Source organism: Methanolapillus africanus (genome assembly GCF_032714475.1).
GTDB lineage: Archaea > Halobacteriota > Methanosarcinia > Methanosarcinales > Methanosarcinaceae > Methanolapillus > Methanolapillus africanus.
In genome coordinates, this window is record NZ_JAWDKD010000021.1 from 163,730 (window position 1) to 176,229 (window position 12,500).

The 12,500-nt window shown below is 45.7% G+C and carries 9 protein-coding genes; 4 read left to right on the forward strand and 5 right to left on the reverse strand.

Going from position 1 to position 12,500, the window contains the following annotated elements; all coding sequences use genetic code 11:
- The first annotated feature begins 208 nt into the window (after positions 1 to 208).
- The 4 genes from MsAg5_RS08150 to MsAg5_RS08165 all read left to right on the forward strand — a co-directional run bounded on the left by MsAg5_RS08150 (position 209) and on the right by MsAg5_RS08165 (position 8,464).
- Positions 209 to 6,256, forward strand: a complete 6,048-nt coding sequence (locus MsAg5_RS08150) for a cobaltochelatase subunit CobN (RefSeq protein ID WP_338100175.1) — start codon at positions 209 to 211, stop codon at positions 6,254 to 6,256.
- Positions 6,257 to 6,496: 240 nt separating this feature from the next.
- On the forward strand, positions 6,497 to 7,243 hold the full coding sequence (locus tag MsAg5_RS08155) for a DUF2162 domain-containing protein (protein WP_338100131.1): 747 nt from the start codon (positions 6,497 to 6,499) through the stop codon (positions 7,241 to 7,243).
- Between the two features lie 160 nt (positions 7,244 to 7,403).
- Complete coding sequence (locus tag MsAg5_RS08160; protein ID WP_338100132.1) at positions 7,404 to 8,051, forward strand: MotA/TolQ/ExbB proton channel family protein; 648 nt, start codon at positions 7,404 to 7,406, stop codon at positions 8,049 to 8,051.
- Positions 8,048 to 8,464: a DUF2149 domain-containing protein gene (locus MsAg5_RS08165; protein ID WP_420847004.1), complete on the forward strand. Its 417-nt coding sequence runs from the start codon at positions 8,048 to 8,050 to the stop codon at positions 8,462 to 8,464. The genes MsAg5_RS08160 and MsAg5_RS08165 overlap by 4 nt, the downstream gene beginning before the upstream one ends.
- A 166-nt stretch (positions 8,465 to 8,630) precedes the next feature.
- Here MsAg5_RS08165 and MsAg5_RS08170 read toward each other — a convergent pair whose 3' ends face one another.
- The 5 genes from MsAg5_RS08170 to MsAg5_RS08190 form a co-directional block, all read right to left on the reverse strand.
- The gene (locus tag MsAg5_RS08170; RefSeq protein ID WP_338100133.1) at positions 8,631 to 10,055 is read right to left on the reverse strand and encodes a hypothetical protein; all 1,425 of its coding nucleotides are present in this window, start codon (positions 10,053 to 10,055) and stop codon (positions 8,631 to 8,633) included.
- Between the two features lie 157 nt (positions 10,056 to 10,212).
- A complete protein-coding gene (locus tag MsAg5_RS08175; protein ID WP_338100134.1) occupies positions 10,213 to 10,893 on the reverse strand; it encodes a hypothetical protein in 681 nt (226 codons plus the stop codon).
- Between the two features lie 141 nt (positions 10,894 to 11,034).
- Complete coding sequence (locus tag MsAg5_RS08180) at positions 11,035 to 11,268, reverse strand: hypothetical protein (RefSeq protein ID WP_338100135.1); 234 nt, start codon at positions 11,266 to 11,268, stop codon at positions 11,035 to 11,037.
- A gap of 233 nt (positions 11,269 to 11,501) precedes the next feature.
- Positions 11,502 to 11,858 (reverse strand): antibiotic biosynthesis monooxygenase family protein, encoded by a 357-nt coding sequence (locus tag MsAg5_RS08185; protein WP_338100136.1) that lies wholly within the window; start codon positions 11,856 to 11,858, stop codon positions 11,502 to 11,504.
- A gap of 54 nt (positions 11,859 to 11,912) precedes the next feature.
- On the reverse strand, positions 11,913 to 12,452 hold the full coding sequence (locus tag MsAg5_RS08190; RefSeq protein WP_338100137.1) for a methylated-DNA--[protein]-cysteine S-methyltransferase: 540 nt from the start codon (positions 12,450 to 12,452) through the stop codon (positions 11,913 to 11,915).
- Positions 12,453 to 12,500 lie beyond the last annotated feature (48 nt).

Sequence of the window (12,500 nt, forward strand, 5' to 3'; positions counted from 1 at the left end):
AACAATCTGATTTTAGGTGTTTGGACATGGCGTTCTCAATGCATTAGTTTGCGGCAGCAATTGCTGCCGCATTTTAATTTTTAAAATTTTTGGATTTTGTTAGCTATTTTTACAAGGGAATTGAAAAATGGAGGAATGAAAAGTGAACAAACGTGTGGTTTCAAAAAGTTTTATTTTTACCATATTATTAACAGCATTATTGTTCTTGATGCCTTTGGCTGCAGCAGACGATGACTCGACTGTTAACATTACTTATGTCGGATTTAATTCACCGGATACATTTTCAGCAATTGAAACAATCATTCCAAGGCATTTGTCCAGCCTGCCGGACAATTATAAAATAAATTATAATTATATCTCCGGCTACAATACAACAGATTCGGGTGAAAAAGACTGGTACAATTACAGCCCCGAATTATTGGAATTTGTTTCAGACACCGGCGATCTCTCTGCTCAAGATATTGTTATTTTTGATATGGTTTTTGTCAAAGGACTTCCGGGTGGTGACGGGACATCCATATTTGATGATTTAAAAGTGGCAAAAGAAGTAAACACCAATTTAAAAATTATTCAGATTCGAGCGGATGAAGTCGGTACAGACGATTTGTTCTACACGCAAGCGGATGAAAATTTGGTTTATTATCTCAGTTTGCCATTCTATGCGCATACTTTCGATACACAGGGGGAAAAGAGATATCCTGAAGGGAATGCGAGATTTGAATCTACGAATGGTCCCCTCCGTGCGGAAGGCCGGACCTTAACTCACTTAATTACCACCCATTTACTCAAAACATACGCCCCTGAAAAAGCGGAATTGCAGAACATTCCGGATCAAGATAAAATGAACATTTTGTATGTCGGCTATGATTTCGGCGGAACTTCAGCTTCACGTAATTCAGGTGTGGAGGGGTTTAATTCTTTTGTTGATGTTTTCAGAAAAACAATGTATGTAGATTATTTTGACCAGATTCAAGCCGTTTCATACGGTACGACGCCGGATGGTTCCCCTTTTATTTTTGATGAAACAAATAAAGTCCTTTACAATCATGATTGGTACAGTAATGAAACTTTAACGCGAAACATTGCGGTTCAAAATATTGATCTTGATTCGGTTGACGTTATCATATTGGATGGTTTCTTTGACAATGAAATCTTAGAAGAGTTTGAAGGTTTCTTTGAGATGGCGACTGATAAAGGAATTATTTTAATCTTTAACAATATATATGTATCGAGTACATCCAGTACACAGTTTTTAGTTTTTGCAAGTCCTGATGGTGAATTTAGTTCCAGCTCTGATGCTGATATAGCTATTAAGTTGAATTATCCAGACTCGAATAATGTTTATCTTATTCGACAAATACCCCTAAATTCTATATTTTATTTTGATAGTCCGCTCAGTAATAAGCGGGGAGACACGGTCGCGAGTTATTCGTGTTTTTCTCAATTCGGTTCTGAGTTTGTTCAAGGAATGCGTATACCAACCGCCACTGCATATTTGACTTTGCCCAGTGGATTTATTTTCCACCCGGTTGCCAAAATGTATTTCGAAACGACCGAAGAATACATGTCGTGGTATAAATATCAAAGCGGAAGATATACGGATGGTGCTCCTTTCATCGGAATTTTTGGCTTTTCTTCTGTTTATTACGGCCCAATGCAGACGCTTACTGAAATTCTTGAAGGAAAGGGTTACAACGTCATTGTCGGTGGCGGTGACGCCGACGGCGTTTATGATGATATGACCGGATACTTCCTTGATGCAAACGGAGACTGTTATGTCACTTGTTTAATTTCTCTGAAAAATTGGGCATTAAATTACGGCAACCAACAAGAAGGCGTCTATGAATTGGAGAAGCTGAACGTTCCGGTTATTAAAGTGGTCGGCAGTTCGGGATGGGGAGAAACCACCGGCTATGATGCCAATTCCGGAATTTCAGCCAGCACATTTACCTGGATGGCATCCCCCTCAAACGTGGACGGTATGATTGATTTCATTGGCTACAACGATGAAAACAAAGAATGGATTACCGACCGCGCGATTGCCTGGGCGGAACTCAACAACACATCCAATGCCGACAAAAAAGTCGTCTTCATGTACTACAACTATCCGCCCGGAAAAGAAGAAATCGGCGCCAATTATTTGAACGTCATGAGAAGCTTTGCCGGCGACGGTGCGAAAGACCGCGTGACAGCCGGATGTTCAACGGTTGCCATTACTGAACCGGATTACCAAGGCATTTTCCGGGAACTCCGGACGGATGGCTACAATGTCAAAATCGATAAGCTTCCGCTTGTGACAATTGAAACGGGCGGAAAATATGCGTTTGATTACACCGTCACGGATGAAAAATTAATTCTCAACGAAGAAAACCTGATCAACTTGATTTACGCCCAAGGCATCAACGTCGCCGGTTATGCGCCGGGCGTTTTGGACACGATGGTCCGGCAGCGCGTTGACTTCATTGACGCCGGCAACGACCCGGACGACTGGTGGGGCTGCGAACTGATTCCGGTCAGCGACTATCTGAAATGGCTGGAACATGAAACCACGCCGAAATCTGAGGGTGGAAACGGAACGATGGATCAGAAACTGTACAACGACCTGGTCAAAACGTGGGGAACGCCGGCGGCTTTCGGACCGATTCCCGCAAATACCGCGGCAGACGCCGCTTGGGGCGGTATGATTTGGAACGACAAAGACAATATTGTCGGCGGCGGCGCCGATCGCAACTATGTCGTCGTCCCAATGATCAAACTCGGCAACATCCGTATCATGCCGGAACCAAACCGGGCACTGGCCAGCGATAAAGCCTTAGATTCCGCAACCTACCACAGCGGCGACTTGCCGCCGACGCACCAGTACGTCGCCACTTACTTCTGGCTCAACCGCGGAACAGCGGACAGCACGGGCTCCGGAGAAACCGGATTTTACAACGGTGAAGACTGGAAAGCCGACGCTGTGGTTCACTTCGGAACCCACGGCACACAGGAATGGCTGCCCGGAACGTCCGTCGGACTTTACAGAACACATGACTGGGGACCGGTTTTGCTCCCGGACATTCCGAACATCTATCCATATATTGTCGCTAACGTCGGTGAAGGTTTGACGGCGGAATACCGCGGCAACGCCGTGATTATTTCCCACCTGACGCCACCAATGGTCAAAACGAGACTCTACGACGATATCATCGATATGGAAACAGCCATTCGCGGTTACCAAAAACAAGTCTCCAGCGGCATGACCGATACGGCAATTTTGGGCGCTTACCGCCAAATCATTGTCGAAGACGTCTACAAACTCGGCTGGAACGACGCTTTCCCCGAACAGTTTGCGCTCTACAAGAAAACAGTTGCTGCAGATAAGTACCGCAATGGCGACATCAGCAAAGTGAAAGACTCAGATCTCAAAAAAGTGACGGACAAAGATGTGACGGACTATTTGGTGTCCAACAAAGACGGCGTTTTTGATATTTTCCTTGAAAACCAACTTCACAGTTTCGTGGAATCCATTAAGGAAAACAGTTTGTCTTACGGCACCCACACCTACGGCACGTTCAACGAAGAACAAATCGCGCCGATGGTTTGGAACATGTGGAGCCGGCAAGGCTTTGACGATATTCTTCTGGACACCTACTTTGACGACGTCCAAAGCATTCCGACCACCAACAAAGGTTTGACCTATCCGAACGGAACGGCGATTCCGGACGACGATGTCAATTCCAAATATACGGAAGACGATGTTTTGAAATTTGTGGAAAAAATGACGGATTACGGTACAACAACGCCGAATGCCGCTCAAATTCGAACAGATTTGCAAACGGTGTTTAACAAAGAAACCGGAACGCCGGAACAAATCAAAGCGAAAGAAGATAAAATGATTTACTTCCTGCTCGGTCCGGCCGGCACCATTTCAGACATGACCAATTATGCAACAGCCGAAGATGTTGTTTGGGCGTGGCAAAACACATTCATCGGTGATGAAACAACACAGACGACCAAAAGCATGTACGACCAAATGGTTGACGATCTCTTTGAGTTCTATTTCTACTTTGAAGTTCCGGCAAAATTAGCAACGGAAGACTCAACAAAAGGATCGCGCCAAGACACGAAAGGCAACTATTTGAATGACGCTGAAATGCGAAAGGCAATGATTCAGTTTATCGAAGATGTTCGTGCCGGCCCAATGACATATGAAAACGTTGAAAAAGCACTGGCCAAAGATATCGGAATGACAACAACCGCTCGTCCCTGGTACAACGACCAAATGACATATATGATGCTCGCGAACAACCGCATCGACTACGGCAACGCTCTTCAGTCTTGCGGACCGTCCGAAATGAACGCGCTGAAAAATGCGCTTTCCGCCGGATACATTACGCCGTCTCCCGGAAACGATCCGGTTTTGAATCCGAACGTTTTGCCGACCGGCCGCAACTTCTACGGCATTGACCCGTCCACTTATTCAACGCCGGCCGCCTGGCGCGTCGGACAAGCGATGGGTGAGCAGCTTCTGATTGATTACTACCAAAAGTACGGCGAATTCCCGAAAACGGTTTCTTTCATGCGCTTTGGTGTGGATTTCATTCAGGACGAAGGAACGCTGGAAGCGTGTTTGTTCTATTTGCTCGGCTGTGAGCCGACTTGGAACGCACAGGGTGTTTTCACAGGCGCCAAACCGGTTGTTCAAGGCGATTCGAATTATGATGAAATGTTTAAATTGACATTTAAGAACGGAAAAGGAAAAACCGTCACCGTTGACCGCCCACGTGTGGATATTGTTTACAACTCCGCCGGTATGCGCGACGGTTACGGTAGCATGCTCCGGTACATTGACCGGGCGGTGAAAGCGGTCGCGAATCTGGAAGACGGCGCAGACCGCAGTTCCGTCACAAACAATGTCAAAATCAACGTTCAAGACATGATTGAAATTCTCAAAAAAGCCGGACTATCCCAATCAGAAGCCGAAAAATTGGCAACAGCCAGGGTTTTTGCGCAGGAGCTTGGAAACTATGAAATCGGAACCGGCAACCTGGTCAGCGCGAGCGGCAACTTGGATCCGAATTCACCGACTTATCAGGACGATTTGAAAGCGATCACGGACATGTATTTGGCAAAAATGGGTTACCTGTACACGGAAGATAACTGGGGCGAAAGCAGCGAGGCGATTACCAAAATGCTTCAAGCGCTTCTCGGACGGACCGACGCGTCGATTTTCGCCAGCGCCGGCAACCTGTACGATTCCTTGGACAACGACGACGTGTTCCAATACTTCGGCATTATGAATATGGCGTCGTCCATGTACGATAAGGACGGAAATTACATCAAAGACAAAAACCAATGGAAGATGCCTCAAACCTATATTGCGGACACCAGCAACATTCACAACTATAAGGATGGAGACAAAATCGTGTATACGGCCGCCGAATATATCCAGAAGGACATCACTGCGAGACTGCTCAATCCGGAATGGATGCAAGGTCAAAAAGAAGCCGGATACAGCGGCGCGATGATGATAGCCGAATATATCGAAAACTTTTACGGGTGGTCCGTTGCCAGTAACGGCGAACTGATCGGTCAGGAAACGTGGAACAAGGTGTTTGAAGCATTCGCCAACGATCCGGACATGGTGGACTGGATGTCAAGCACTTCGCCGTATGCGCTTCAGTCCGTGACGGCGCGCATGATTGAAGCGTCCAGAACAGGTTACTGGGACGCCAATGACGAGCAAATGAAACAGCTAATGGAAACATATGTGAAAGACGTCATTGAACACGGCGTTGCTTGCTGCCACCACAGCTGCGGCAATCCGTCCTTGGACAAGTTCATCGCCGGGCAAATGTCCGTTCTCGGATTGACGCCGGATGAAGAAAAAGCCTACTGGGAAGCTGTGAAAGATGCAACTGAACGTGATAAGCCGTCGGAAACATCTAAACCGACATCGTCCACCACCTCCGGCGGCGGTTTCGGAACAGCGGCGGTTTCAAGCGGACCAACGGCAGATGGCTCGAACGCCGGCGACACGCCTTCAGAAGGATCAGACGTCGGCGGCGGCTACGGAACAGACGGCACCACCCCGGGAACACCCGGAACGCCGGTTTCCGGATATGAAATGACGACGTCCATTCAAAACGCCGCCAATTCCGTCAAGGATTTCATTGCAAATCCATCGTTCTCGGCGTCCAGTATGATTGCGGTCGCTTTGGTGATTTTGATCATCGGCGCCGTGTTCTACGGCTACCGGAGAAAAGGAATTTAAGACAAAAGTTAAAACAAAGTTAAAAAAGAAGGATTTTCCTTCTTTTTTCTATTTTTTATTTGATTCTTTTTTATTATCATTTCTTCTTGCGCCACCCGACGCGCGCGTTACAGCAATACTTTTCACCGACGCTTCCAAAAAGGAAGGATATTTTTTGAATTTCAAATATTATCCAAAAAGATAATAAATATAATCTAAAAACGATTCTTTATATAATTTCCATCGCCTATACTTTACTTCATGGAAGCAATGGCATTTTTGATTGTTGTTGGTATTCTGTCCAGTGTATTTATATTCGGACTGAAAACCGGTGTAGGCTGCGGATTTTCAAGCGTTAAATGGCCGGTGGTTTTCGGTCTTTGCGCGCTGTATTTTGTGATTGCGCTTGTGGCGGGCTATTTCATGGACGCGATTGACGTCACTTCTTTTATGAGTTCATCGCTGGCAACGGCCATTCACATCACATTGGCGCTCTTCTTGGTTTTCGGCGGCATTTACACCATGAAAAAATGGAATGCCGGCTGCGACGTGTCCAAAAAAACATTTTTGATTCTCGTTTTTCCGTGCCCGGTTTGTATGGCGGCGCTCCTCGTCTCTTGTGTGGCGTTGTCGACCGTGGTCACAATTGACGGCGTTCTCATCGGCGCCATCGTCGGCATTGTTTTTGTGATTTCAATCATTGTGTCGACGCTGTTCATGAAAAATTTGAACAAAATTTCAAGCTACCTCGGCATTCCGATTTCCGGAACGCCCGATACTCTCGGCTCCGTGATGGTTTTCATCGGACTCTTTTACTTGGCGGCCGCCGCCATGATTCCGGCTTACATCAGCGCAGGCGGAAGTCAATCCGCCACGCCGACGCCGTTTGGAACGGTCGAAATGGGCGCTCTTGCCGCTGCTTTTTTGTTGATTCTCTTCGGCGCCTTGATCGCAAAGGCGGCGGACAGTTCCATCAAGAAAAACCAATCGAAAACAAAACTCTCCTAAAGGAGGTTTTGACTTCATTTTTCAAAATATTGAATCAATTTTTTAAAAATAAGGTTTCCGGATTTCACTTTTGATCTGAACCTCATTTTTTATTTTAAATGATTATTTGGGTTTTCAAATTTTAAGAAAATATTTCAAAAACAAGTATAGGTGACTATGAATGGAGATTAATTTTTTAACAGATTTTGGTTCGGCGATTTCGTACATCATGTACATTTTTTCAAACGCGCTTTTGTACCCGGTCATGATTTTGTTGATGCTGCTTGTCGTCGTTATTTTAATGATGACCGGCGAATACATCACGGAATACACCCGCCGGCACAAGGATTCGGTTGGTTTTGAAAAAACCTTAAACACGATGTCAAAAACGCTGAAAGAACCCAACGGCAAAGAAAAGACCGCCGACATGTTGAAAAACATGGATGGGCAATCCCAAATGGTGGTTTCCTTTTCAAAGAACATCGCCGATTATGTGAAAGACGACAATTTGTTATCGGTCGGACGTTTAGCCGACGATTATGAAATCAAAATGGTGAAGCGGACGGAAAAAACCAGAATCATCACCACCGTCGGCCCGATGCTCGGCCTTATGGGAACGCTTATTCCGCTCAGTCCGGCTTTGCTCGGCCTCACGTCCGGCAACATCGACGAACTCGCGTCTAACCTTGTGATCGCTTTCGCGACAACCGTCGTCGGTTTGTTCTCTGCCGGCATCGCTTACTGTCTGACCGTCGTCCGGTCCCGCTGGTACTGGCAAGATATGATTGACATCGACTACATCATCGACGTTTTGGAGGCGAAAGAGTGAGCCGCCGGGCCAGAAGAGGACGGCGCGGTTCAACATTCGCCAAGGTCGAAGTGGAGAATCCGATGGCCAGCGTCGGCAACGTTTTTGACGTCGCCATGGTTTTCTCGGTCGCCTTGCTGGTTGCATTGGTGATGTCGTTCGGCATCTCGGAATTGCTGACCGAAGACTCCGTCACGATTGTGAAGAATCCGGGCCAGGACAACATGCAAATCATCACCAAAACCGATCAGGGCATTGAAATTATGGAAATCAACGCTGAACAACAAATCGGCGGCGGTATCGGCGATGTTCTCGGAACGGCGTACCGACTTGAAGACGGCCGTGTGATTTATGTTCCGGACAACAATTCGACAAACACAAACAATACAACCGTTCCCAATACGACAAATTCAACCAACGGCAGCGCGTCTTAAGCGCGCGGTTCAAAGACCGATATGGGTTCGGTCTTTGGGTTTTCTTTTTTCATATTTTCTCTTTTTTATTTTTATCAAACCGATGGGCAAGGGTAATGCGCGCGGACGGCGGCGGTAAAACCCAAACTGCAGCTTTATTTTCGAGACGAGTTCATTTTATTCATTCTCATTCTTTTTTCCGGCCGTCATACCAAATGTAAACAGCAAATCCAACAATAATGAGGGCGACCAAAGCAAGCCCGAGAATTGTGTCGCGATTATCAGGCGTTTCATTCAAATATTCATACGGATCAGGATCCGGCGAATACCACATATCATCGAAAACAACGATCGGATAGTTGTCAATACCGTTTTTTCGGCCGATTTGCGTGTAAACGTCAATGAAATACTTATCCACGTCAATCACATCCAAACCATTTTCATCAACGCCGACGACTCTGTAATCTGCCGCCATCCGATCCCGAACGCGGTAATCAGAATAATTGAGTCCGAACGTGCGGACGACGGTTTCAACAAATTCAAGCTGCTGATGCCATTCATAAGATTCACGACCCGCCGCAATCGAGGGAACGGTTCCGGAAATCCGAACCGTATGCTCGTTGCTCTTCAAATTTTCAAATTTTTCCGGATCGGTGCCCGGATAATTGTCAATATTTTTCTGAGCCTCCGCTTCTTTGGCGATCTCGCTCGGAATCGGAAAACCGGAACGAATAATCACAACCGGCAGGTTTGAAACGTTATAAGATTCACCCCGGACCGTGTACACCCGGACAATTTCATCCAATTCGGCGTCCGTCACATTGTATGCCGTGTTGACGTAAACAACCACATGATCGCGTTCATATTCATGGTCAAACCGTTGAAATCCGGTCGCGTCGCGTTCCGGAAATTCGTTGCGTTTGACTTCTTTGATGACGTCGTGAAGGCCAACATAATAATAATGAGCATCCATCTTTTCCCGGTCAAAACTTTTGGGAACGGTTCCGGAAATACGAAGCGTATTCGGATCTTTTTGTAATTTATTGAAGGCAGCGGGATCCTGATTGACGCCGTAAGCAATCGCCAATGTGATGATCGGATAATCCAAAAACACCAACGGCACATTTGAAACGTTGTTCTTTTTTCCGGCTTCCTCATACAGGAGAATAATTTGGTCCAATTCCGCATCCGTCGAATTGTTCACATCAATGCCGATTTCAATATATCCTTCTCCTTTGACTCTTTGGAAATAAAAAGGTCCGCCGTTTCCGTAAAGATGATATTCTAAAGATACGGGATCCAAGTCTTTTGAAACATTGAACAGCTGCATTCCCCAGTCGTAAGTTTCTTCGCCGGATTTGGTTTGCGGAATTTCGCCCGAAATTTTAAATGCATCATCGAGCATACCCGTATCATTTTCCAGAAACAATTCATTCAAAAGGTTCGGATTTGTGACCGGAATCCGGTCAAAAACATTGCTTTCCGACGAATTGTCTGAAGCGGAAAGATTGGAACCGTTTTCCTGAGCGAAAACCGGCGCCGTCAATAAAAGAATAGCAAAGAGAACGCCGATTGAAATGAGTTTTTGGTTGGATTTCATTTTTAAATTCATGCGACAACATCCTGAAAATTGCTATCAGATAATAAAATCATGTCCTGATTTTATTTAGAAGTTCGCACAGCGATAAATAGAGAAAATCAAATCAGAGAGATGTGATCAAAAAAGAAAAAGCCGGTATAAACCGGCTGATTTGAATTTCGAAGACGGGTTAAAGTATAAACATAAACGCCATAAACGCCCAAGTTTGACCGGCATTTCGATTGAGCAAAATGTAAGGCAATCCCAAAATAATACCGATGGCAAAGCTGGAAAGACCCACGGTAAGATCGCCCTTGGTAAGGGCATGCGGCAATCCCCATATAATTCCAAGCAGCAATCCGCCCCAGGGAATCTTATTAAGCGAGGTCGCCGCTTCCCCGGCTTTTTGGCCAAAAGCCACAAGGATGAGGCAAACCAGCATTTCAAAAATATAATAAATGTTTTGCAGGATAAAATCCACCCAACCGTAAGCACCCAACCTTGTGATGGCGCTTTGATATTCAAGCCAAGGCTTAAACCCGCCCCAAAGCACAAACATGAAAACCGTTACAAGAACCACCAGGATGATGCAAAGAAGAATGCCACGTTTCGTCGTACCTGTTTGAACTTTGAACAGATTAAAATTAAATTTTTTGTGAATGAAATTCAGCAAAAGATATGATCCGACAATCCAAATCATAATTGTCGTGATATGCGCGCCGCAGGACGTCGCCAGTTTTGATAATTGGAATTGCTCCGCAAGCATTCCCCAGAAAAAAGCACTCAATACATCTGAAAACAAAATAATAAATGCCGAACCGATAATAAAAACATACCAGAACCATTTAATTTTAGATTCTTGCGTTTGCAATAAATTGACCTCCGTAGATCCGTTTTTTAGAGAATATTAGAATTATATCGGATTTTATCCCGAATGAGAAGACATGAAAAAAGGAAATAGCCGGCGAAAACCGACCGTTTTGAATTTTGAAATTGAACAAATGATTGTCCTTTATATTTTGCCCGGATTGCGGACGTCATACCAAACGTAAGCGCCCATAGCCACAACCGTGATAACGGTTCCGACGATGCCGAGAACCCACCAGTAAAGCGGCGTTTTCATAGACATCGTGCCTTCATCGGCAGATGCCGCATCTGTTTCCGCCAAAGCGGGGGAACCGAACAAAAGAACGGCAGCCAATAAGGCGCCGATGATTGCAGAAAGACGTGTTTTTTTAGAAATCATTTTTTAATACCTCCGTAAAAAGATGAGTAACTTGCCCGAAACGCGCCCCAACGCGCAGCGGCACTTCCCGGCCGTAAAGGGAGGAAATCCGGAAGATAGAAAAAAGTATATTTAAAATATTATAAATAATTTCGGATTTCTTTTTTTTATTTTTAATAAAGTCGACCGTTCTGTTAAAAATAAATTTCCCGGTTGTATCGGCTCTTTTTGAGAGATATATAATAGATGCGGCATTATAGAGAATATCCAAATAAAACGTTGCTGTCTTTCGGTGCCTCCAAACGTTCACCGGAACTGCCGTAATGTCGAATTTTCGACGCGACGGTGATCGTGTAGCTTTCAAAAAGAGAATCTCGCCCTTGCTGCTGGTTCATGCGGTGCGCCGTTTGATTGCGCCATTTTTCAACAGCCTCTTCGTTTTCCCAAACAGACAAACTCAGCAGCTTTCCGTCATGGGTGAGACTGGAAAAACGCTCCGCCCGAATGAGCCCTTCGCTTTTGATGAGATCGTTTCTCAAACAGGCCGCAGCGGCCAGGTAATCATCCATGCCGCTTTTTTTGACGACCACTTCAAACAAAACAAAAATCATAACAAGAACCTCGATTGTATGTGTTTTAATTTATCTGCGCCGTATGACACAGAATTAAAGAGCGGTTCCTTTCGCCGGAACAGACAAATGGGACATGTCGACGCCTTCCAATTCAAGCAATTGAATTTTTTTATCGACGCCGCCGGCGTAACCCGTTAAGCTGCCGTTTGATCCGACCACGCGGTGGCATGGAATAATGATGGAGATCGGATTGTGTCCGACAGCGCCGCCGACCGCTTGCCCGGACATGCTTTCCCGGTTCATTTGAGCAGCCATTTTTTTGGCAATATCGCCGTACGTAATCACTTCGCCGTAAGGAATGCCGCACAAAATACGCCACACGCCCTGACGGAATTCGCTGCCGACCGGCGCCAGCGGCAATTCCGAAACCGCCGGATTTTCGCCGGCAAAATACCGGTCCAGCCATTTTTTCGCGTCAACGAATACCGGAAGATCGTCTTTTTCCGTCATTTCACCGGAAATGCTGCCGCCATGATACTTTTGCCCTTCAAGCCATAAACCGACAAGATTTTGACCATCGCACGCCAGCGTGATGATGCCGACTGGTGATGAATAGGTTGATTTGTAATACATTTTCTTTCCCCTTTTTTCTTTTTAATTTCCGCTGTTTTCCTTTTTTCT